The sequence below is a fragment of the Nocardia sp. NPDC050175 genome, assembly GCF_044459885.1.
GTDB lineage: Bacteria > Actinomycetota > Actinomycetes > Mycobacteriales > Mycobacteriaceae > Nocardia.
In genome coordinates, this window is sequence record NZ_JBITJI010000003.1 from 13053 (window position 1) to 33277 (window position 20225).

The following is a 20225-nucleotide window of genomic DNA, read 5'->3' on the forward strand; positions in this document are numbered from 1 at the left end:
TCATGACCGGAATGCTGGAAGAACTCATCGGAAGCGCGGTGTACTCCCCGGAGGGCGACAAGATCGGCAAGGTCAAGCGGATCTACGTCGACAACACCTCCGGCGCACCGACCTGGGTGTCGGTGACCACCGGCATGTTCAGCGGTGACTCGCTGGTCCCGCTGGCCGGCGCACAGCTGCGGCACGACCCGGAGGCCCTGCAGGTGCGCGTCGAGAAGGAGGAGGTGAAGACCGCGCCGCATCTCGAGCACGACGGTCTGATCAGCCCCGAAGCCGAGCGCGAACTGTTCGACCACTACCACATCGACCCGAACCGGGCCGGCATGGAAATGGGCGGCAAGCAGCAGATGCGCGGCGGTCGCCGACCCGATGACCAGGGCATGGTGCGTTCCGAGGAGCGTCTGGCGGTCAACAAGCAAAACGAGGAAGTCGGTCACGCGCGCCTGCACAAGTACGTGGTGACCGAGGAGCAGACCGTCACCGTGCCGACCACCCGCGAAGAGGTCCGGATCGAGCGCGAGCCGATCACCGACCGCTCGCGAGTAGGTCGCACCGACATCGGTGAGCAGGAAGCCGAGGTCACGCTGCACGAGGAGCGCGTCACCGTGCAGAAGGAAACCGTGCCGGTCGAGCGCGTCCGCCTCGCGGTCGACCAGGTCCAAGACGAGCAGACCGTGTCCGAAACGGTTCGCAAGGAGCGGATCGAGACCGAGGGCGTAGACAACGACCGCCACAACCCGCGCCGCAAGTAGCTCAGTCCCTCGATTGATATCACTGGGTGAGGATCGGGCCAACCTGATCCTCACCCAGAAATCTGTCACCGGTCAGAATCCTGGCTCCGGTCGTCGGAAGCGATGCGCGAGTGTTGCTACGTCGCGGTATCGGGTGATTCGCTGAACGGTCGAATATGCTGGGCCGCTTGGTTTTACAGTGGGCCGAGCGGGATGCAAGGTCGGATCGTGGCGGAGGATGCGGACCTCGAGGTCGACGGTTTCCGGGGCGAGGGCGGCGCCGAATTGCTCGGCGAGGGTCAGCCGCACAACGCGCAGGCGATCGAGTGCGTCGACCTGTCTGCCCGCCCGGTAGAGGGCCAGTGCGTGCAGCCGGGCGAGCGGCTCGTGCAATGGGTGTTCGCCCGCCAAAATGCTCATTTCCCTGAGGCATTCGAGGCCGGAGCCGAGTCGCAGCGCGGCTTCCAATCCGGTGACGGTCAGTTCCAGCCGCCACGCGTCCAGCCGCGCGGCTTCCACCGCCGCGTACGGCGCCCACAGCAGGTCGGCCAGCGCGGGTCCGCGCCAGAGTCGGCGCGCCTGGTCGGCGGCCGCGCCGACCTCGGCGTACCGACCGGCGCGTTGCGCGGCCTGCAGTCGGTCCGCGGTGGCTTCGGCGGCGAGCAGGTCGCCGACGACCATTGTCGTCCGGTAGCCCGCCGGAGTGCGCAGGACTGTCCCGCCGTGCGCGCCCAACGCCGTCCGCAACCTCGACACGACAACGCGCAATCGTTCGACGGGACGCGACAATTCACCGTCACCCCACAGGTCGGCGGCAAGTCGCCGGTCGGGGACAGGCACCCCGCCCGCGAGCGCCAGTCGGACCAGCACCGCCCGTTCCAGCGGACGGTCGACCCCGATCGTCCCCGCCCCGTCGGTGACCGACACCGGCCCGAGGATGCGCACCTGCGCGTACCCGGGGTCGGGTGCGCGGGTCGAGTAGACAATGCCTTGCGGCACGGTCATTTTCGCTCCTCCCGGTGGTTCGATGGTGCGGGGCCGACGAGCGTGACCCCGTAGTGCGCGAATTCGGCCTCGACCTCCGCGTCCGAGGGCCGTCGGGTTCCGGCAGGCGGCAGCACGAGTTCGGTGGCGGTGGTCCCGAACGCGCGATGTGCCCGCTCCACACCCGCCGGGGTGTAGTGGTGCAGCACCCGAGCCGTCGCGGTATGCACCGCGAACCCGTGCGGAATACCGCGCGGCAGCCACACCGAGGTACCGGGTCCGGCCTGGATCCGCGCCAGCCCGCGGTGCACGGTCAACTCACCGTCGAGGACGAAGCACAGTTCGTCCTCCCGCGAATGCAGATGAACCGGCGGCTCGTCACCCTTCGGCAGCACGACCTCGGCCAGCGAGAGCACCCCGCCGGTGGTTTCGGCGCGCTGATGCCAGATCATCAGGCACCCGAACGCCCATTCGGCGATCGGTTGATGCGGCCCGAGTTCGTGACGCTGTTCTGGCAAGTGAAGCTCCTCGATTCGATGACTCGCTGTGCACCATGCTCGATCCGGCGGGCCGAGAAGGGAAACACCGATCGGCTGTCGGATCTACAATCCGGAGTTGTGGATGTGGAACTGCGGCACCTGCGTGCTTTCCACGCACTGGCCACCGAGCTGAATTTCACCCGGGCGGCGGCGCGGCTGCACCTGACCCAGCAGGCGCTGAGCAATCAGATCAAGCAGCTCGAAACCCGCATCGGCGCGACCCTTTTCCAACGCAACAGCCGCCAGGTCACGCTCACCGACGCGGGCCGGACGCTGCTGGCCAGGGTGCCCGACATCCTGGACACCGTCGGCGCGGCGATCGCCGACACCCGCGACACCGAATCCGGCGAGCGCACCGAGCTGATCGTCGGTATTCGCGGCGTCACCGGCCTGGACATCACGCCCCGCGTGTTGCGCGCCTTCTCGGCCGAGTATCCGCACGTCGCGGTGACCGTCGGCAAGGTCGAATTCGACGATTCGAGCGCGGGCGTGCTGGCCGGCGCCTCGGATGTCGGGCTGATCTGGCTGCCCGCCCCGGACGGCTTGGACGTGACGCCGCTGCTGTCGGAGGAGCGGATCGCCCTGCTCCCCGCTGATCATCCGTTCGCCGCCGACACCGCGGTCCTGCCCGCGGATCTGGCCGTCCAGCCGTTCGCGTGGTGGACCGACAACCGCGATCTCGCGGCGCGCGAGTTCATGACACTGGCCGAGTATCGCGACGGCCCGGCGATCATCGGCGCCGAGGTGGCCACGCTGGAAGACCTACTGGCCGCGGTGGGTAGTGGCCAGGCGGTCGCGGTCTCGGTCGCCTCTGTCTCCCGCTTCTTCCCCTGGTCCGGTGTGATCACCCGGCCATTGGTCGATGTCGCGCCCGCGGTGCTGGCCGTCGCCTGCCGCACGGGTGACACTCGGCCGCTGGTGGCGGCGTTCATTCGGACTGCGATGAAGGTCGGCGCCGAACTGGCCGCCGAGGGTGCGGTGACCGAGTCGCCGGGTACTACTCACGGCGGGTAGGCAGTCAGGGTTCACCCTGATCTTCACCCGGATATCGCTGCTGACCTGGTGATTTCTCGTCGCTCAGCTGTCAGAGTGGAACCTGTCGGATCGTGGGAGAGCGGTTCGCAGAGACTCTCGGAGGCTGGCAAATGTTGTGGAAGATTATCGGTGTCGTCGCGGTCGTCTGGATCGCGCTGGCCATCATCGGTGCGCTGATCAAGGGCCTGTTCCCGATCCTGGTGATCAGCGCCATCGTGTTCGGGCTGTACCTGCTGTACAAGGCGGTGTCGGGCTCGGACTCCTCGGTCAGCAAGCTGTAGCTTCCGCCCGCGGAGCCTCCGCGCGCCGGGTAGCGCTGCGGGGCCGGGTGGGCGGTAGTCGGACGGATCCAGGTGTGGCCGGGATGCCACCGGGAGGCGCGAGCGAAGTCGCGAACCGTCCGACCAGGGGCCGTGCGCTCCCCGATGAGGGGAAAGCGCACGGCCCCTTAGTCTTGCCTGAACAAGCGAAATGGCAGGACAGAGAGGCAGGCAGTTGGTAGAGCGGCTTTCGGAGGATTGGCAGCGCGGATTGGTGATCGTCGCGCATCCCGATGACATCGAGTACGGTGCCGCCGCGGCCGTGGCCCGTTGGACGGGACAGGGCAAGGACATTCGCTACGTTCTGGTGACCAGCGGCGAGGCGGGGATCGCCGGTCTGCCGCCCGCGGAATCCGGGCCGGTGCGTGAGGCCGAGGAGATCGCCTCCGCCAAAGCCGTTGGCGTGCACCAGGTGGATTTCCTCGGCTATCCCGACGGGCGGGTCGAGGAATCCCTGCAGCTGCGTCGCGACCTGGCTGCCGCGATCCGTCGCCATCAACCAGAACTGGTGGTGCTCTTCAACTTCGGCGACATCTGGGCCCCCGGCTACGCCAACAGCGCCGATCACCGCGCCGTCGGCCGCGCGGCGCTGGACGCTATCTCCGACGCGGGTAACGAGTGGATCTTCCCCGAGCTCACCGACGCGCCGTGGTCGCCGCGGTGGGGAGCGGTGATGGGCCCCAAGGTAACTCACGCCGTCGACGTCTCCGCGAACATCGATCAGGCCAGGGCGTCCTTGGCCGAGCACCGCCGCTATCTGGAGGTGCTCAGTTCGGAACCGGTGGAAGAGCAGGTTCGCGCCATCGTCGAGAGGGCAACCGGCCCGATCGAAGGCTTCCCGGCCGAGCATGCCGTCGGCTTCGAGCTCTACTACTTCAGCTGAGATCCGTTGGCGCCCAGCTGAACCGTCGAGTCGCTAACGGTGCGGGGGAACTGGTGAAGGTGGCCTCGCGTTACTCCGACACCAGTTCCCCATGATCTTGGTCGAGCGGCCGTTGTGTGGCGACGCGCTTGATGACCGGAATCCACGAGTCGAGGGGAGCGACGGTGAGGCCGACGACCTTGCCCGCGTCATCGGCGCGGCGCAGGGCGAGGGCGGCGTCGAAGTCCGGGTCGGCCTCGAACTCGGCGATTTCGGCGGCGTTCATCGGACCACCCTGAGCGATCAAGGTGCGCTGACTGGAGGGGGACAGTCTCTCGGTGTGCGCCGAATCCGTTGCCGCCAGATAGCGTTTCGCGACCACGTGCAGCTCGACCAAGCGGGCAACGCGCGCGCCGAGCAACTCGCGGATGGCGTTCGCGCCATGCCTGCCGTGACCCGCATCATCACCGGGGACCAACTGATGACCGATGTCATGCACCAGCCCGGCGACCTGCAGCTGCTCATCCCGCGGAAACCGCTGCCGCAGCAATTCCGCGCACTGCCGATCGTGGTCGAGGATGTCGACCGGATCGCCACTGCGGTCCGGCATGTCCCACACGTCCTCGCCGTTGGCCAGCAACACCATCAATTCGTCCACCGTGGACACCAGCACGATCGCTCCACTCTCCGACACTAATTGGTCTAGACCATAGCGTCGTCCGCGGCGGAGGTCACGTGAAGTTCTGTTGTCGAGCAGGTGAAGACGCGGGACACGGATGCCACCAGGCCGGAAGCCGGTGTGGCACGCTATGCGGATGCGAGTAGCCGTAGTCGCGGGACCCGATCCCGGGCATGCGTTTCCCGCCATCGCGTTGTGCTTGCGTTTCCTGGCCGCCGGTGACGAGCCGGTGCTGTTCACGGCCCCGCGCTGGTTCGATGCCGCACGAGAGGCCGGAATCGGCGTCCGTCGCCTGAAGGGTCTGGCCCCGCGGCCGGCCGACGACGATACCGACGCGGGCCAGCGCATCCACGAGCGCGCTGCGCACATTTCCACCGAGATCCTGCCCGACCTCGGCGCCATGCTGCCGGAACTGGTCGTTTCCGATGTGCTCACCGCCGGTGGCGGTTTGGCCGCGGAACGTCTCGGTGTCCCGTGGGTCGAGCTGTCCCCGCACCCGCTGTACCTACCGTCGAAAGCCTTGCCGCCCATCGGAAGTGGTCTCGCTCCTGGCGAAGGGCTGCGCGGGCGGATGCGGGACAACGTGTTGCGCACCATGACCGCCCGCGATATCCGCAACGGTCTGCGTCAGCGTGAACATGCCCGCGAGGGTGTCGGCCTGCCCGCGACCGACCCGGGCCCCGCCGCTCGTTTGATCGCCACCCTCCCTGCTCTGGAGGTTCCGCGACCCGACTGGCCCGAGAACGCGCACGTCATCGGCCCGCTCTTCTGGGAACCCACCGACTCGATCCTGGCACCGCCGCCGGGTGACGCCCCCTTGGTGATGGTCGCCCCCTCTACCGCCCACACCGGCGTGACCGGCATGGTGGAGACGGTCCTCGACGCACTCGCGGGCGCCGATGTGCGCGTGGCGATCTCGACCCTCGACACTCCACCGGCCGAGCTGCCACCTTGGGCGACAGCGGGTTTGGGCCGCCAGGACGAACTTCTCACGCACGCTTCGGTAGTCGTCGGTGGCGGTGGTCACGGCTTGCTCGCCAAATCCCTGTCGGCCGCCGTTCCTGTCGTCACCATCCCTGGCGGCGGTGACCAATGGGAGCTCGCCAATAGGGCAGTCCGCCAAGGAAGTTCACTCCTCGTCCGCCCGCTGACCCCGGCGGCCGTCCGCGCCGCCGTCCTCGAAATCCTGGCCACTCCGCGCTTCGCCGCCGCCGCGAAGGCGGCAGCGTCGACGGCCGCGGACGTCGCCGACCCGATCCAGCTCTGTCACCAGGTCCTCGACACCGTCCGCGCGAGTTAGCATGGCCGACCTCGAGTGCCGTCGATGCAAGCGACCTGTTCGCGTAAACCGCAGCCACTACGACGTATTCGAGCAGATGCACTACGTCTGCTTCCACTATGAATTCGAGCACGACGCGTTCAGCGATGGGGATCCGGACGAGGACTGCGGTGTCCCCGGATGTCCGTCGGCTCCGGCCATCCGGCAAGAGGAGCGGCTGGCCGCAACCGTCCGCGCCCTGCTCGACGACTGGTCGGATGGCCCACCGGCGAACTGGGACAACCGTTCGATCCCGGACTACCTCGCCGCGTTGCTGAGTCAGCTCGAGAACACCAACGGCCACTACGCCAGTCGCGGAACTCCCATCCAGTGGAACAGCTGGGAAGTCATCCAGGAGCTGCTCCGCGCCGCCACCGTCGGCGAGTAACGGGGCAGGTGGGGGTCGCGGGTCGGCGCGGGTATCTTGGGCACGGTGCGATTGACGGAGTTCCAGGAGCTGTTGCATACCGAATTCGGGTCGGCCCGCGGCGATGCCTTGCTGGCCGATCACGTGATCCCGTCGTTGGGGCGGACAGGCTCCGCTGCCATCGAGGCCGGGGTTGATCCGCGCGATGTCTGGCGGGCACTCTGCACGGAGTTCGACGTGCCGCGCGGGCGGTGGTGAGCGTGCCCGGCCCGGCAGTGGACCAGGACGGGCCGCTGTATCGGTTCGACGATCGCGAGCGGATGATTCCGGTCGACCCGCAGCGGTTGGCGGCGCGGCTGGCGAAGGCCGAGCCGGTCGACTTCGCCGGATTCCGGCAGACCGGTATCGAGGCGATGCTGCTCGGGCGCTACGACCAGGCCCTCGATCTGCTGGATCGGGCGCTGGAACTCGTGGACACCGAGGAGCGCCGGATCACGGTGTGGATCAACCTCGGTGACGTCTATCGCTATCAAGGCGACGCCGCCACTGCCGAAACGCTGTACCGCCGGGCCGTCGAGCACGCGCGCGTCGCCGCGCCGGACGTGCTGTCGTTCGCCGTGCAACACCTCGGAAAGGCGCTCGCCGAACAGGATCAGCTGGCCGAAGCTCATACGTTGCTGCGTGAGGCGCTCGACTTGCGTGCGGCCGAGGGCGATTCGGAATTGATCGAATCCACTCGGGTCGCCTTGGAAAGGCTCCCTGCGCTGCCGATTCCGTTGCCGCCGAAGGTCGCCGCGCTGCTCGGTGCCGCGCCGACCTGGTCGACCGAGCACGAGGGGCGAAGTGGCGGTGTCGCGTTCGTCAACGAAACCTACTGGGTCAAGCGTGGGCCGAAGGCTGTTGCCGAACACGAGCGGCTGAACTGGCTGCGCGACAGGGGAATTCGGCTCCCGGAGATCGTTGCTTTCGACGGTGATGTGCTGGTGCTCGCCGATGCGGGTGCTTCGAGCCTCGCCGCAGGTTCCGGCGAGGCGTCGGTGGGCACGATCATGGGTGAGCTACTGCGCAGGCTGCACAGCATTCCGGTCGCCGAGTGTCCCTTCGACGGCCGGCTCGACGTCGTGCTGACCCAGGCGCGGCGTCAGGTGATCGAGGGCTTGGTCGACCTAGACGACTTCGAGGAAGAGAACCGGGACCTCGGCCCGGGAGATGTACTGGCGCAACTGCTTGCCGAGCGTCCCGACGGTGAGGACCTAGTCGTGGCGCACGGCGACTTCACGCCGCCCAACGTGCTGGAAGGCGCGATCCTGCTCGACGTGGGCGCACTCGGTGTGGCCGACCGATACCGCGACCTCGCGCTTGCCGTACGCGACCTGCGCGACGACTTCGACGAGGACGAGGTGGCCGCCTTCTGCACCGCGTACGGCCTCGCCGAACCGGATCACCGCCGCCTGGAGTACTATCGCCTGCTCGACGAATTGTTCTGAGGCTCAAGGCTTCTTCGCATAATGGCGGGCGGCCTTGGTGCGGTTACCGCACGTCGCCATCGAATGCCAGCGGCGGGTGCCGTTTTTCGAGGTGTCGTAGAAGAACAGCACACAGTCGGGGTGGGCGCACCGACGGATGCGGTCGGGTGCCTCGCCGAGTAGGTATAGCAGGTTGTCGGCCGCCAACCACGCGGGCAGCCAGGTGATGTCGGGGACGTCGATGACGTTCTCGGGTCCGGCATCGGTGAGCGTGCGTCGGATGCGGCCGCGGTCGAGGACCTCGTTCAGCGCGGTGTGTGTGGCGCTCTGCACCACGTCGTAGATGGCGGTGCGCGCCGCGAGGAGCGCGTCGAGGGTCGCCTGGTCGGCGGTCGCGCGATCGGTCAGTCCGGCCGAGCTCAGCCACACGGTGAGACCGGCCACGTCGGTGAGCAGGTCCTGTGGCCGGCCGTGCTGGTTCCACCGCGTGTCCAGCAGGTCGAGTGCCAGCGGTTCGCCGAGGTGGGGGCGTGGATCGTGCATGACTGAGGGTATCCAGCTCCTTCTGGTGGTCGTGACGACCGCCGGTTCTCTAACCGGCTAAATGTAGTTTACAGGTTGACTCGACTGGTCGACTGCGGTTATCGTCTAACCAGTTAAACCGGTAAAGACGGTTTGCCTCTGGAGGAGGATTACATGACCACGGTCGCCGCACCCAAGCTCGCCACCGGGCACATCGGCCTGAACGTCTCCGACCTGGATCGTTCGGTCGATTTCTACCGCAGCGCACTGGGTTTCGAGCAGCTCACCGCGAGCACCGACGGCGACCGGAAATGGGCGTTCCTCGGTTCGGGTGGCAAACTCTCGCTGACGCTGTGGCAACAGAGTGCGGGCACGTTCTCCGCCGAAACCCCCGGCCTGCACCATCTTTCGTTCCAGGTCGACACCATCGACCAGGTGCGCGCGATCGAGGCGGCGCTGCGCGCACAGTCGGTACCCATCGTCCATGACGGCGTTGTCGCACACGGCGAGGGCACGGCCTCCGGCGGCATCTTCTTCACCGACCCCGACGGCATCCGCCTCGAGGTCTACGCGCCGACCGGCGCAGAGTCCGCACCCGCGCCCAGTGGCGAAGCGCCGACCTGTGGATTCTTCTGAACCGCAGTGTTGTTGAACGTTCCGGCGGCGGATGCCGTCGTCGGCGCATTTTCCGTGAAGGAGTATTGCGATGGCACCCTTCCATTCCGGTGAACTCGCCGTCCAGCAGCGGATGGGTCAGACGGAGATCGCCGATCGGGTCGGCCGGTCTATCCGCGCCGACATCCCCGCTGTCGCCGCCTCTTTCCTGGCCGAGCAGCCGATGGTGGTGATCGCCGCCGCCGACGCCGCGGGCAGGCTGTGGGCGAGCGAACTGGTCGGGCCACCTGGCTTCGTGCATGCCGTCGACGCGGACACCATCGCCGTCGACACCCGGCCCACCGCGGGAGATCCGTTGCAGGAGGCGCTGACTCACCCCGCCCGAATCGGCATGATCGCCCTGCAACCGCAGCGGCGCAGGCGGATGCGCATCAACGGCACCGCGACCACCGCGCGCGGTGGTTTACTCATCGATACCGAGCAGGTCTACGCGAACTGCCCGAAGTACATCACCCGCAGGCACATCGAGTCGTACCACCCGGAGGTCGAACCGTCGCCGCCTCGGCGCAGCACCGAACTCGACGCACGCCAGCAGGCGACGATCACGGCGGCCGACGCGTTCTTCGTCGCCACCGCCGACACCCATGGCAACGCCGATGCCTCGCATCGTGGCGGCAATCCCGGCTTCCTGCAGGTGCTTTCGCCGACCCGGCTGTGCTGGCCCGACTACCGGGGCAACTCGATGTTCATGACACTTGGGAACATCGAGGTGAACCCGCGCTGTGGCATCCTCATCCCCGACTGGGCCACCGGCGGCACCCTCCAGCTCACCGGAACCGCCGAGTTGACCTGGGCACCGGAAACTTTCGCCGTCGGTGCGCAATGCTCGATCGACTTCACCGTCACCGAGGTTGTCGAACGGCCCGGCGCGGGCCCACTGCGCTGGGGTCCACCCGAACTATCCCCGGTCAACCCCTGAGCCACCTCAAAGATAAGGAGTCGTTCGTGCGACCTCCACTGCCACCCTTCGACCTCGAATCCGCCAAGGTCAAGGTGCTCGCCGCCGAAAACGCCTGGAACACCCGCGATCCGGAGAAGGTCGCCGCCGCCTACACCGCGGACTCGGTGTGGCGTAACCGCGACGAGTTCTTCACCGGCCGCCCCGCCATCATCGAATTCCTCACCCGCAAATGGGCTTCGGAGAACGGCTATGCACTCCGCAAGGACCTCTGGGCCTTCGAAGGCAACCGCATAGCGGTGCGCTTCCAATACGAGTGGCACGACGAATCCGGCCAATGGTGGCGCAGTTATGGCAACGAACAGTGGGAATTCGCCTCCGACGGTTTGATGTCTCGCCGCGAAGCCAGCATCAACGACGTCCCCATCCCCGAATCCGCCCGCCGCATCTTCGGCCCTCGCGAGCCAGGCGACAACTCGGTCCTGCCCCAGCAGTAGCTGGCCTGGGCGCGGCGGCATCTTGCGCGCAGTCCTTCCGGCCGCGCATCGATTGCCCTGGCGCGCACGAAACCGCTAGCAAATGCATGCGCAGTACGAGAACCCGTGCGCGGCAGCGGCGCCGTCCGAGGTGGACGGCGCCGTGGTGGGGCAACCTGGATCAGGCGACGACGACCTTCTGCTCGACGTTGTCCGACGCCACGATGGCGCGTTGGCGGTGGAACAGGACGAAGGCGATCACGCCGAACACGATGCCGACGGCCGCGGCGACCGTGAAGGCCGCGTCGAGCCCGGCGGTGAAGTGCGGCAATGTCATCGGCTGGTCCGCACCCGCCACGCCACGGAATACCGTGCCCAGCACCGCGACTCCGAGCGCGAGCCCGAGTTGCCGTGCCGTATTCACCGCACCGGCCGCGGTGCCACCCTGCTGCGGCGGCACCGCCGCCATCCCCACCGACACGAGCGCGGGCGCGTTGACGCCGATTCCCGCGCCGATCACCACGAGCCCGGGAATCAGTGCGGGCCAGGATGATCCGGCGTCGATCACCGTGAGCAGTCCGGTGCCGATCCCGACCAGCACCAGTCCCGCGCCGATGGTCCACTTCGGGGGAGCGTCGTGCATCAACCGGCCGAACACCCCGGCGACCAGGAACGCCGTCGCGGCCATCGGCAGCAGTGCCAGACCCGCGTGCAGCGGCGTCATCCGCAACTGCTGCTGCAACCAGATCGACACCAGGGGAGTGCTGGCGAAAGCCGCGAACGTCTGCCCGCTCGCCCCGAGCAGCGTCGCCCCGAAGTCGCGATTGCGCAGCAGCGCCAGCGGGAACATCGGTGCCGCACTGCGGGATTCGACGACCGCGAAGACAATCACCGCGACGACGCCCAGCATCAGCGCGCTCACCGCGCGACCCTCCGACCAGCCGTGCTCACCGCCGCGAATGACGCCATAGGTGACCGCGGTCGCCGCGGTGGCGAAGGCGAGCATGCCCGGCACGTCGACGGCCCGGTCCGCGCGCCGCACCGACGCGGGAAACACGCTGGCGGTCAACGCGATTGCCAGCACCGCGATCGGCAGGTTGACGAAGAAGATCCACCGCCACGACAACGCCTCGGTCAGCACGCCGCCGAGCACCACCCCGATGCCCGCCGCCGCACCGGACACCGCGCCCCAGACGCCGAAGGCGATGCCGCGGCCGGTGTAGGTCGAGTGCAGCAGCGACAGCGTGGTCGCGAACATGGCCGCACCGCCGATCCCCTGAAGTACCCGCCCCACAATGAGATTCGACGCGGTATCGGCGATTCCGCAGCCGAGCGAGGCGAGGGCGAACAGGACGAGCCCGGCGAGATAGGCGCGTTTCGCGCCGACCCGATCGGCGAGCGAACCGAGCACGAGCAACAGCGCCGCCAAGGCCAGCGCGTAGCCGTCGACCACCCATTGCAGGCTGGACAGCCCGGCGCGCAGATCGGTCGCGATGTCGGGCAGCGCGACATTCACGATGGTGACGTCGATGAGGAGCATCAGCGTGCCGAGGCACGCGGCGAACAGGGGGAGCCATTTCTTCACAGGGGGCCTCCACGGCGGAATCGAACGATATCGACGCCAAGCGTGCGGCAATCGAACGTATCGCCCTAGTCGAACCACCCTCCACGTTAGATTCCTCCTATGCAGCACGACATCGCCCCGGAATCCTCCGCATTGGACGTTCTCGATCGGCAGATCCTGCACGCGCTGGTGCACGACGCCCGGATCCCGTTCGCCAAGCTCGGCGCCATCCTCGACGTCTCCGAACAGACCGTCGCGCGCCGCTACCGTTCGCTGCGCGAGCGCGGCATCATGCACGTGTCCGGGCAGGTGAACGCGGTGCCACTCGGTCACGCGCGGTGGGTGCTGCGGATCAAGTCGACACCGGACAAGGCGTTGCGGCTGGCCGAATCATTGGCCAGATTCCCGGATTTGAGCTGGGTCACGCTGCTGTCCACCGGTTCCGAGGTGACCTGCGTGAGCAGGCCGCGCTCCCTCGAACGCCGCGACGCGCTGCTGCTGCACACGCTGCCGCGGGCGAGTCAGGTGCGCGAGGTCACCGCGCACGAGGTGATGCACCGGTTCGAGGCCGACGAGGAATGGCCGCGCTTCAGCCACCTCTTCACCGGCCAGCAGCTGCGCGACCTGGGTCCGCAGCGCTCCAGGCTGGCGGGCATCGGACCGGATACCCCGCCGGATCTGACGCCCGAGGACGAGGCGATGCTCGCGTTGCTCGGTCGCGACGGTCGCGCGCCCTACGCCCAGATCGCGGCCGAAACCGGTTGGACCGCACCACGAGTCGCGCGGCGGATGACCGAGCTCGCCCAGTCCGGCGTGCTCTATTTCGACCTCGATTTCGCGACCGAGCGGATGGGGCACACCGTGCGCGGGGCGCTGTGGCTACGGGTCCGCCCGGCAGACCTCGACGCGGTCGGCCGGGCGATGGCGACCCACCCCGAGATCGTGTTCGTGGCCGCGACCACCGGCCCGACCAACATGATGGCGTCGATACTCTGCCGCGACACGCCCCACCTCTACCGCTACATCACCGAACGGCTCGGCGCGTTGGACGGCATCACCGACCTGGAGGTGACACCCTCGCTACGCGTGTTCAAGCAGGCACAGACGCTGCTCGACAGTGACCGGGTGTCGTTGGTGCGTTGACCCGCGGCGTTTGCCGAGGCCGCAGAAGTTCAAGTGCGTGTTCGTGGGCGCGTCGCTTGACTCGAACACGTGTTCGTCTAATCTTGGCGCCAGAACTTGTCGGTGCCGCCCTCTAATGTTGGCGCCAACCACAGCAGAGACTTACCCGTCGAAAAGGGGATCAAGACATGGCACCACAGGCGTACGACCGCGACAAGGCTCTCGAACTCGCTCTTGCTCAGGTTGAGAAGAACTTCGGCAAGGGCGCGGTCATGCGTCTCGGTGATGAGGTACGTCAGCCCCTCGCGGTGATCCCGACCGGCTCCATCGCGCTGGACGTGGCGCTCGGCATCGGCGGCCTGCCGCGCGGCCGCATCGTCGAGGTCTACGGCCCGGAATCCTCGGGTAAGACCACCGTCGCGCTGCACGCGGTGGCCAACGCGCAGGCCGCGGGCGGTGTCGCCGCGTTCATCGACGCCGAGCACGCGCTCGACCCCGATTACGCCAAGAAGCTCGGTGTCGATACCGACGCGCTGCTCGTCTCGCAGCCGGATACCGGTGAGCAGGCGCTGGAAATCGCGGACATGCTGGTCCGCTCCGGTGCCATCGACATCATCGTCATCGACTCGGTGGCCGCCCTGGTGCCGCGCGCCGAGATCGAGGGCGAAATGGGTGACAGCCACGTCGGCCTGCAGGCTCGCCTGATGAGCCAGGCGCTGCGCAAGATGACCGGCGCGCTCAGCAACTCCAACACCACCGCCATCTTCATCAACCAGCTGCGCGAGAAGATCGGCGTGATGTTCGGTTCTCCCGAGACCACCACGGGCGGTAAGGCGTTGAAGTTCTACGCCTCGGTCCGCCTCGACGTGCGCCGCATCGAGACGCTCAAGGACGGCACCGACGCGGTCGGCAACCGTACCCGGGTGAAGGTCGTGAAGAACAAGGTCAGCCCGCCGTTCAAGCAGGCCGAGTTCGACATCCTCTACGGCCACGGCATCTCCAAGGAGGGCTCGCTCATCGACATGGGGGTCGAGCACGGCTTCGTGCGTAAGTCCGGCTCCTGGTACACCTACGAGGGCGACCAGCTCGGCCAGGGCAAGGAGAACGCCCGCAAGTTCCTGCTGGAGAACGTCGACATCTGCAACGAGATCGAGAAGAAGATCAAGGAGAAGCTCGGCATCGGCGCCGATGTGACCGCAGACGCGGCTGCCGCCGAGGTCCCCGCCGATTTCTGATCCGATGAACAGCCGACGCCAGTCCCCACCGCGCCGGACCGCGCCCGATGAGTCGCGGTCCGAGCCGGTGCAGGAGATGCGCCGCCGGCTCCATGAACTCCTGTCCGCCTCTGGTGCCGCCACCGATCCGGTTGGATCTTGGCCCGGCGGACAGGACCCCGGACGAGTTCGTCCGGCCGAAGGTGGTTCGGCCGAAACGGACACGTTGGGAACTCGGTCGAGCGCGTCCGATCCGCAGCGGGCGCGTTCGACTGGGTCCGGCCGCGGCCGACGAAAGTCGTCCCGGCGCACAGACTCCCAGTCGGCTGACTCCGAACATGCCGAAGGCCGATGGGCGGATCCGGTGGCGGCCGGATCCGAGCGGGGTGCCCGCTCTACGGAGCTCACCCCGCCAGGCGGGACGGTCGAGCAGGCGAAGGAGGCATGTCTTCGCCTGCTCGCCGTCCGCGCCCGCAGCCGCGCCGAACTCGCGCAACGCCTCGCGGCCAAGGGGTACAGCCCGGAGATCACCGACCCGGCCCTGGACCGGCTCACCGAGGTCGGCCTGATCGACGACGCCGCCTTCGCCGAAGAGTGGGTGCACGCCAGGCACACCTTCTCCGGCAAGGGCAAACAGGCGCTCGCCCAGGAACTTCGCCGCAAAGGCGTCACCGATGCCGACGCCGCGCCCGCCCTCGACGCCATCAGCTCCGACGACGAGGAATCCCGCGCCCGCGAACTCGTCCGCCGCAAACTCCGCAGCATCCCGCCCGGCCTCGACCGCGACAAAACCATCCGCCGCCTGGTCGGCATGCTCGCCCGCCGCGGCTACAACCAGTCCACCGCCTTCACCGTGGTGAAATCCGAACTGGCCCAAGCCGAAATCGACACCTCGGACCTCCACCAGGACTAGCGGCAAGTCACTTCCTCGCTGGACGTTAGTTCGGATATTCGACGCCGTCAGGCTGCTGCCCCTCCGCAGTGTCGTCGAGGGGCCTTGCCGCCTCGACCTCGTCCCCTGGAGCGGGCCAGCGATCCGTCGGCAGGACCCAACGGGCATAGGTGTTCTCTGGGTGCACCGTGATCACATCGCACACCCGCACCACCAAATCCAGTTCGTCTGCCAAGTGGGCGAGGGTCGGGATGACCACGGCGTCCGCGCGCACCCGGGCGATCGTGTTCAGTAGCTGTGACACCGGTTCATCGGTGTGGGCGCCGAAGACCACGATCTTGGCCAGTTCGTAGCCGAGTCTCTTTGCCACACTGCGGATCTGCGTCTCGTCCCAGACCTGCGATATCCCCGACACATCGCGGCGCAGATAGCCGATCGCGGTAGGCCGTCCCCACATCCCCAGTTGCCCTCTCGTCGGTTGCTCGTCTCCGTGCAATCTCCGAGATTAGAAGTGGCCAGTGCCGGTTGGATAGCATGTTGCGAAAGGTTGCGAGAGTGATGCACCGTGCGGCTACACGACTGGGCTGCATTGGTGGATTCCACTGCGCAGCATACATATTCAGTAGTTTCCAGATGCACTTTTCCCTTGACCCATCGTCCGGTGGAGCGCGACAATCGACACGCTCGGGGCAACAGTTCGCAACATCCCATGACAAGGGGTCAACGATGCGTCTGACTTTTATCGGCGAGGATCCGGGCTCGAATCCGAACGGCTCGCCCACGGTGTATCGCACCGACCGCGATTCGTGGATCGTGCAGGGATGGGTAGTCACCGACCCCGAGGCGCTGGCCCACATGAACATTCCGCAGGGCGAAACCTGCGTGGAGATCCCGGACCGGATGATTCAGTTCTTCAGGAAGGGGGACCGTGGCATCGATAGCCTATGAAGAGTTCGAGCGATTACTGGACGAGTTCGTTGTGGAGTCAGTGCATCTGGAGACGCGAGACACCTACCGGACGGCGGTCGAGCTGCCACACATCGCACAGTGGACCGCCGGCGAGCCCGACGACCTGGTCTGGCTGCAGGACTGGTGCGCGACGGTTCGCGACCATGTGTCGGCGGGCCGATCGGTGCGCCGGGCCAGGATCGTGTCGGAACCGTTGAGCGATTATCAGCGCTGGTCCCACAGCATCGCCGCGCCGATGGTGGCGGCCGGCGAGGACATTCGCTGGGTGCCGCGGCGCCTGACGTCCTCGGTGGCCATCCCGGGCAACGACTTCTACCTCCTGGACAACCGACTCGTGATCTTCCTCCACTACGCGGGCAGCGGCGTGGCCACCGACCAGGTCACCTCCGTCGATCCGCACGATATTCAGCTGTGCCGCACCGCCTTCGAGGCCGTGTGGCGGCTGTCCATACCGCACCGTGACTACCGGCCCAGCTAGTTCCGCGCAGGAGGCCCGACGGGCCCTCGGCAGTCGGCTGCGGGAGATCCGCAAAGCCGCCGGTATCACGATTCGTCAGCTCGGCGCGGAGACCGGCCAACATTTCACTCGGGTGTCCAAGATCGAGAACGGCGTGCAGTTCCCGACCGATCGCGACATCCACGCCTGGTGTCAGGTCTGCGCCGCCGTCGATCAGGAACTCGACCTGGTCGCGACCCTGCGCGCGGTCGACTCGGCCTATCTCGAATACCGGCGACAGAGCCGAGCGGGCATGAAGCGGGTGCTCGGCGCCCACACGCCCGAGCGGTACCAGGCGACGAAGGTGTTCCGCATCTACGAACACAACGTCATTCCGGGACTGTTCCAGACGGCGGAGTACACCGCGGCCATGCTGTCGTTCTGGATCCGCTTTCTCGACACCCCCAATGACATCGAGGAAGCCGTCGCCGTGCGAATGGAGCGGCAACGCGTCCTGCATCGCGGCGGCAAACGGTTCGTGGCCGTACTCGAGGAGCAGGCGCTGCGCACCTGGTTCGGCACGGCGGAAGTCCAAGTGGGACAGCTGGGTCGCCTGCTGGAGCTGATGTCGATGCCGAACATCTCGCTCGGCATCATTCCGCTGATGATCGAACGCGAGGCGGTCGGTTCCACCGGCTTCTGGATCTTCGACGACGCCATGGTCGCCCTGGAAACGCCGACCGCGGGCATTCAGGTCACCCAGCCCGCCGAGTGCGCGATGTATGCGCGCATGTTCGAGGTGCTCAAGGGTGCGGCCGTCTATGGCCGCGACGCACGAGGACTCATCTTGCAGGTGCTGAGCGAACTAGACGGATAGCGATCACAGCCCCGGGATGGTGACGAAGACGGCGCCCACACTGTCCTGGCGGAAGAAGATGTCGGCCGGGGGATTTCGGTAGGACGGGATGCCGGAGTCGGGGAGCCAGGTGTAGTCCACCAGTTGCAGCGACAGAGGGCCGGCCGGTGCGACTAACTGCACATCGACACCCTCGGTCGGGGGTGCGTAGAACTGGAAGCCGGTTTTCGGCAGGGGAGTCACGTCGCGGCCCGCCACCCGCATGGAGATGGGTGCGGTGTCGTAGCGCAGGGCAATGTTCGTCGCGCCTCGGGTGGAGCGGAGCCGCAAGTGGACGGTGCGCTGTCCGGATTCGGTGGTGTCGGAAAGGATTTCAGCGGTCGGCGGGGAGAGTTTCTCGGCAGGCGCGACGCCACTCGCGGCGACGTCCGGCCAGAGCTGGGTGAATCGCTGACCTGGCGCGGTGTCGTTGACGAGGTGGCGGGTCCAGCGATCGGGAGTTTCGCGCGAGAGCCACAGCGCCTCGTGCCGGTCGGCGTCGAGCGCGTAGATGAGCTGCGACGGCAGCGGATGCTGATCGTCGAAGCGGTCCACCGCCAGCCCGGCGGCCGCGAGCACGAGCGCGAGGATGAACGCGGTCGACGGAATCGCCCAGCCGCGCCGATCCGGCCACGCCTGGGTGAGGGTCAGCAGCAGGAGCCCGCCGAGCAGCACCACCGCGGGCGCGACCAGGAACGGGGCCGTGGTGATGCCGGTCTGCAACGCGGGCCACGTTGCGCTGCCGAGGAATATCGCCGCCGGGACGAGGAGGACGGTGAGCACCGGCAGCCGCCAGCGCTCGGGCACCGCGAAGGTGGCGGCTACCCCCACCGTCGCGCCGAGGGTGGGTACCACCAGCACGTGTGCGGTAGCGGGCGCGAGGATCGCGAGCAGCCCGCCCAGCACCGCCAGACAGCACAGCAGCCCGGCCACCGCGGCGGTGGTGCCGAAGAGGCGCCGCGCGATCGCATACCAAGCGACGAGCACCGCGGCGGACAGCACGAGGATCGCCACGTAGTAGAACTCGGGCCGATACGGGTCGCCGATCAGCGGCCGGTACTCCGGCCGAATGGCCTGCACCACTTCCCACAGCCCGTACACCGCGCCGGTCGCCAGCGGTGCCGCGACGAAAGCGGTAGCGGCAGCACCGAATATCCGCCGCAAACTGGTCTCGCCCGCCCGTCGGAGCTGCCGGCACAGCCACGCTACGCCGACGACGGTGACCACGGCGAGCGCGATGATCACCCAGAACGGCAGCACCACAAGCAGACCGAACGGCAACTGGAAGTACGTGCGATCGGTGTCGTCCGCGGCGGTGAGATCTTTGCCGCCGAACTCCTCGAGCAACGCGAGGCTGTTGTCGCCCATCTGCTGCACCGTCGCCAGGTCCACGTGCGCCGGATCGTCGAGAATGTTGTGGTAGTACGCACTACGACCGGCGAAGGCCCAGTCGAGCACGCGCAGGCCAGCCGGTTTGAACGAGGTGAAGTCGGTGTTGCTTCCGGTCTGCGCACCGGCCAGCGTCGTGGTCAACGAGTCGGTGTTCGGATGCGGCGCGGCCTGCTCGACGGCGTCCACCAGCGTGCCGTCGGGATGGGTGGTGCGCCACAACAACGGTGGGCCGCCCGCGCCGCGCGCCTCATTGTTGATGACCACACCGGTATTTCGACCGTTACTGTCCGCGACGAACGCTTCCGCGCCGAGTAGCCCGGTCTCCTCCCCATCGGTCAGCAGCACAACAACGTCATTACGCAACGCGGTGCCACCGGCCCGCAGCGCACGCACACTCTCCAGCGCCGCCGCGACCCCGACCCCGTCATCGTTCGCGCCGGGCCCGGAGGCGACGGAATCATAGTGCGCCGTCAGGAAAACCGTTCCGGTCGAATTCGTCCCCGGTATCCGGGCGACGATGTTGGCAACCCGCCCCATCCCGAGCACGTCCCGCCGCAGCCCGGTCGGATATCGCCCGACCCCCTCTTGAATCTCGGTGTCCACCCCGAGCTTGCGCAACTCCCCGACGAGATGGTCCCGAACCCGATCATGGTCCGCCGTGCCGATCGGATGCGGCCGCTGCGCGATCTCCCGCACCACCCGAAACGCCCGCTCAGCACTGAATACATCCGCCGGCGCCGACTCGGACCGATGCCCATGCGGTTGCTGATCCCACGCGGTCAGCAACACCACAGCCAACAGCACAGCAAACGCCACGAACCCCGAAACCCGTCGCCCCATCTGCACGCCCGCGATCGTAGCCCGCCCCA

Annotated in this window: 24 protein-coding genes; 17 read left to right on the forward strand and 7 right to left on the reverse strand. The window is 67.4% G+C overall.

The features are described from left to right. Positions 1 to 2 precede the first annotated feature (2 nt). Positions 3 to 752 carry a DUF2382 domain-containing protein gene (locus ACIBK2_RS10935; protein WP_396965972.1) on the forward strand — a complete coding sequence of 250 codons (750 nt, stop codon included), beginning with the start codon at positions 3 to 5 and terminating at the stop codon, positions 750 to 752. Positions 753 to 824: 72 nt separating this feature from the next. Here ACIBK2_RS10935 and ACIBK2_RS10940 read toward each other — a convergent pair whose 3' ends face one another. Beyond that, positions 825 to 1736 (reverse strand): BTAD domain-containing putative transcriptional regulator, encoded by a 912-nt coding sequence (locus ACIBK2_RS10940; protein ID WP_396965974.1) that lies wholly within the window; start codon positions 1734 to 1736, stop codon positions 825 to 827. Continuing rightward, positions 1733 to 2233, reverse strand: a complete 501-nt coding sequence (locus ACIBK2_RS10945) for a cupin domain-containing protein (RefSeq protein ID WP_396965976.1) — start codon at positions 2231 to 2233, stop codon at positions 1733 to 1735. Before ACIBK2_RS10945 ends, ACIBK2_RS10940 begins: the two co-directional genes overlap by 4 nt. Before the next feature lie 99 nt (positions 2234 to 2332). On the opposite strand from ACIBK2_RS10945, the gene ACIBK2_RS10950 reads away from it, so the two are divergent. The 3 genes from ACIBK2_RS10950 (at position 2333) to ACIBK2_RS10960 (ending at position 4492) form a co-directional block, all read left to right on the forward strand. After that, positions 2333 to 3268: a LysR family transcriptional regulator gene (locus tag ACIBK2_RS10950; RefSeq protein WP_396965978.1), complete on the forward strand. Its 936-nt coding sequence runs from the start codon at positions 2333 to 2335 to the stop codon at positions 3266 to 3268. Between the two features lie 131 nt (positions 3269 to 3399). After that, the gene (locus ACIBK2_RS10955; RefSeq protein ID WP_040737037.1) at positions 3400 to 3570 is read left to right on the forward strand and encodes a hypothetical protein; all 171 of its coding nucleotides are present in this window, start codon (positions 3400 to 3402) and stop codon (positions 3568 to 3570) included. A 190-nt stretch (positions 3571 to 3760) separates the two neighbouring features. Then, a complete protein-coding gene (locus ACIBK2_RS10960; protein WP_396965980.1) occupies positions 3761 to 4492 on the forward strand; it encodes a PIG-L deacetylase family protein in 732 nt (243 codons plus the stop codon). A 70-nt stretch (positions 4493 to 4562) separates the two neighbouring features. Here ACIBK2_RS10960 and ACIBK2_RS10965 read toward each other — a convergent pair whose 3' ends face one another. Further along, positions 4563 to 5144, reverse strand: a complete 582-nt coding sequence (locus ACIBK2_RS10965; RefSeq protein WP_396965982.1) for an HD domain-containing protein — start codon at positions 5142 to 5144, stop codon at positions 4563 to 4565. 142 nt (positions 5145 to 5286) lie between these two features. Between ACIBK2_RS10965 and ACIBK2_RS10970 the strand changes: the two genes are divergently transcribed. Genes ACIBK2_RS10970 through ACIBK2_RS10985 form a run of 4 tightly spaced genes read left to right on the forward strand, consistent with a single transcriptional unit; the run spans position 5287 to position 8322 of the window. Continuing rightward, on the forward strand, positions 5287 to 6450 hold the full coding sequence (locus tag ACIBK2_RS10970; protein ID WP_396965984.1) for a glycosyltransferase: 1164 nt from the start codon (positions 5287 to 5289) through the stop codon (positions 6448 to 6450). Position 6451: 1 nt separating this feature from the next. Continuing rightward, positions 6452 to 6856, forward strand: coding sequence for a hypothetical protein (locus ACIBK2_RS10975; RefSeq protein ID WP_396965986.1), 405 nt, complete (start codon positions 6452 to 6454; stop codon positions 6854 to 6856). Between the two features lie 45 nt (positions 6857 to 6901). Beyond that, a complete protein-coding gene (locus ACIBK2_RS10980) occupies positions 6902 to 7093 on the forward strand; it encodes a DUF3046 domain-containing protein (RefSeq protein WP_396965988.1) in 192 nt (63 codons plus the stop codon). A 2-nt stretch (positions 7094 to 7095) separates the two neighbouring features. Continuing rightward, positions 7096 to 8322 carry a phosphotransferase gene (locus ACIBK2_RS10985; protein WP_396965990.1) on the forward strand — a complete coding sequence of 409 codons (1227 nt, stop codon included), beginning with the start codon at positions 7096 to 7098 and terminating at the stop codon, positions 8320 to 8322. A 3-nt stretch (positions 8323 to 8325) separates the two neighbouring features. Here ACIBK2_RS10985 and ACIBK2_RS10990 read toward each other — a convergent pair whose 3' ends face one another. Then, positions 8326 to 8844 carry a CGNR zinc finger domain-containing protein gene (locus ACIBK2_RS10990; protein WP_396965992.1) on the reverse strand — a complete coding sequence of 173 codons (519 nt, stop codon included), beginning with the start codon at positions 8842 to 8844 and terminating at the stop codon, positions 8326 to 8328. Between the two features lie 153 nt (positions 8845 to 8997). Here ACIBK2_RS10990 and ACIBK2_RS10995 point away from each other — a divergent pair, with 153 nt between their 5' ends. The 3 genes from ACIBK2_RS10995 (at position 8998) to ACIBK2_RS11005 (ending at position 10893) form a co-directional block, all read left to right on the forward strand. Next, positions 8998 to 9459, forward strand: coding sequence for a VOC family protein (locus ACIBK2_RS10995; RefSeq protein ID WP_396965994.1), 462 nt, complete (start codon positions 8998 to 9000; stop codon positions 9457 to 9459). Between the two features lie 70 nt (positions 9460 to 9529). Further along, positions 9530 to 10417 (forward strand): pyridoxamine 5'-phosphate oxidase family protein, encoded by an 888-nt coding sequence (locus ACIBK2_RS11000; protein WP_396965996.1) that lies wholly within the window; start codon positions 9530 to 9532, stop codon positions 10415 to 10417. A 26-nt stretch (positions 10418 to 10443) separates the two neighbouring features. Next, the gene (locus ACIBK2_RS11005) at positions 10444 to 10893 is read left to right on the forward strand and encodes a nuclear transport factor 2 family protein (RefSeq protein WP_396965998.1); all 450 of its coding nucleotides are present in this window, start codon (positions 10444 to 10446) and stop codon (positions 10891 to 10893) included. A 160-nt stretch (positions 10894 to 11053) separates the two neighbouring features. Here ACIBK2_RS11005 and ACIBK2_RS11010 read toward each other — a convergent pair whose 3' ends face one another. Further along, positions 11054 to 12457 (reverse strand): MFS transporter, encoded by a 1404-nt coding sequence (locus ACIBK2_RS11010; RefSeq protein ID WP_396966000.1) that lies wholly within the window; start codon positions 12455 to 12457, stop codon positions 11054 to 11056. A gap of 99 nt (positions 12458 to 12556) precedes the next feature. Here ACIBK2_RS11010 and ACIBK2_RS11015 point away from each other — a divergent pair, with 99 nt between their 5' ends. From ACIBK2_RS11015 to recX, 3 genes are all read left to right on the forward strand, one after another. Next, positions 12557 to 13579: an Lrp/AsnC family transcriptional regulator gene (locus ACIBK2_RS11015; RefSeq protein ID WP_396966002.1), complete on the forward strand. Its 1023-nt coding sequence runs from the start codon at positions 12557 to 12559 to the stop codon at positions 13577 to 13579. Between the two features lie 167 nt (positions 13580 to 13746). After that, positions 13747 to 14793 (forward strand): recombinase RecA, encoded by a 1047-nt coding sequence (recA, locus tag ACIBK2_RS11020; protein WP_379283745.1) that lies wholly within the window; start codon positions 13747 to 13749, stop codon positions 14791 to 14793. Between the two features lie 343 nt (positions 14794 to 15136). Then, complete coding sequence (recX, locus tag ACIBK2_RS11025) at positions 15137 to 15685, forward strand: recombination regulator RecX (RefSeq protein ID WP_396966005.1); 549 nt, start codon at positions 15137 to 15139, stop codon at positions 15683 to 15685. Between the two features lie 25 nt (positions 15686 to 15710). Here recX and ACIBK2_RS11030 read toward each other — a convergent pair whose 3' ends face one another. Continuing rightward, on the reverse strand, positions 15711 to 16121 hold the full coding sequence (locus tag ACIBK2_RS11030) for a hypothetical protein (protein WP_396966007.1): 411 nt from the start codon (positions 16119 to 16121) through the stop codon (positions 15711 to 15713). A 269-nt stretch (positions 16122 to 16390) separates the two neighbouring features. Here ACIBK2_RS11030 and ACIBK2_RS11035 point away from each other — a divergent pair, with 269 nt between their 5' ends. The 3 genes from ACIBK2_RS11035 to ACIBK2_RS11045 are packed head-to-tail and all read left to right on the forward strand — an operon-like array spanning position 16391 to position 17946. Beyond that, the gene (locus ACIBK2_RS11035; RefSeq protein WP_135232271.1) at positions 16391 to 16612 is read left to right on the forward strand and encodes a hypothetical protein; all 222 of its coding nucleotides are present in this window, start codon (positions 16391 to 16393) and stop codon (positions 16610 to 16612) included. Further along, positions 16593 to 17111, forward strand: a complete 519-nt coding sequence (locus ACIBK2_RS11040; RefSeq protein ID WP_396966010.1) for a DUF6879 family protein — start codon at positions 16593 to 16595, stop codon at positions 17109 to 17111. The genes ACIBK2_RS11035 and ACIBK2_RS11040 overlap by 20 nt, the downstream gene beginning before the upstream one ends. Next, entirely contained in the window at positions 17092 to 17946 is an 855-nt protein-coding gene (locus ACIBK2_RS11045; RefSeq protein ID WP_396966012.1) for a helix-turn-helix domain-containing protein, read from the forward strand. Before ACIBK2_RS11040 ends, ACIBK2_RS11045 begins: the two co-directional genes overlap by 20 nt. A 3-nt stretch (positions 17947 to 17949) precedes the next feature. Here ACIBK2_RS11045 and ACIBK2_RS11050 read toward each other — a convergent pair whose 3' ends face one another. Further along, complete coding sequence (locus tag ACIBK2_RS11050) at positions 17950 to 20196, reverse strand: M20/M25/M40 family metallo-hydrolase (RefSeq protein WP_396967175.1); 2247 nt, start codon at positions 20194 to 20196, stop codon at positions 17950 to 17952. Positions 20197 to 20225 lie beyond the last annotated feature (29 nt).

Bases quoted from the DNA above. Each gene is read 5' to 3' on its own strand.
- ACIBK2_RS10935 (WP_396965972.1), top strand. From the start codon at position 3: ATGACCGGAATGCTGGAAGAACTCATCGGAAGCGCGGTGTACTCCCCG.
- ACIBK2_RS11050 (WP_396967175.1), bottom strand. From the start codon at position 20,196: ATGGGGCGACGGGTTTCGGGGTTCGTGGCGTTTGCTGTGCTGTTGGCT.
- recA (WP_379283745.1), top strand. From the start codon at position 13,747: ATGGCACCACAGGCGTACGACCGCGACAAGGCTCTCGAACTCGCTCTT.
- ACIBK2_RS10940 (WP_396965974.1), bottom strand. From the start codon at position 1,736: ATGACCGTGCCGCAAGGCATTGTCTACTCGACCCGCGCACCCGACCCC.
- ACIBK2_RS11030 (WP_396966007.1), bottom strand. From the start codon at position 16,121: ATGTGGGGACGGCCTACCGCGATCGGCTATCTGCGCCGCGATGTGTCG.
- ACIBK2_RS10990 (WP_396965992.1), bottom strand. From the start codon at position 8,844: ATGCACGATCCACGCCCCCACCTCGGCGAACCGCTGGCACTCGACCTG.
- ACIBK2_RS11015 (WP_396966002.1), top strand. From the start codon at position 12,557: ATGCAGCACGACATCGCCCCGGAATCCTCCGCATTGGACGTTCTCGAT.
- ACIBK2_RS10960 (WP_396965980.1), top strand. From the start codon at position 3,761: ATGGCAGGACAGAGAGGCAGGCAGTTGGTAGAGCGGCTTTCGGAGGAT.
- ACIBK2_RS11000 (WP_396965996.1), top strand. From the start codon at position 9,530: ATGGCACCCTTCCATTCCGGTGAACTCGCCGTCCAGCAGCGGATGGGT.
- ACIBK2_RS10970 (WP_396965984.1), top strand. From the start codon at position 5,287: ATGCGAGTAGCCGTAGTCGCGGGACCCGATCCCGGGCATGCGTTTCCC.
- ACIBK2_RS10995 (WP_396965994.1), top strand. From the start codon at position 8,998: ATGACCACGGTCGCCGCACCCAAGCTCGCCACCGGGCACATCGGCCTG.
- ACIBK2_RS10975 (WP_396965986.1), top strand. From the start codon at position 6,452: ATGGCCGACCTCGAGTGCCGTCGATGCAAGCGACCTGTTCGCGTAAAC.
- ACIBK2_RS10955 (WP_040737037.1), top strand. From the start codon at position 3,400: ATGTTGTGGAAGATTATCGGTGTCGTCGCGGTCGTCTGGATCGCGCTG.
- ACIBK2_RS11035 (WP_135232271.1), top strand. From the start codon at position 16,391: ATGCGTCTGACTTTTATCGGCGAGGATCCGGGCTCGAATCCGAACGGC.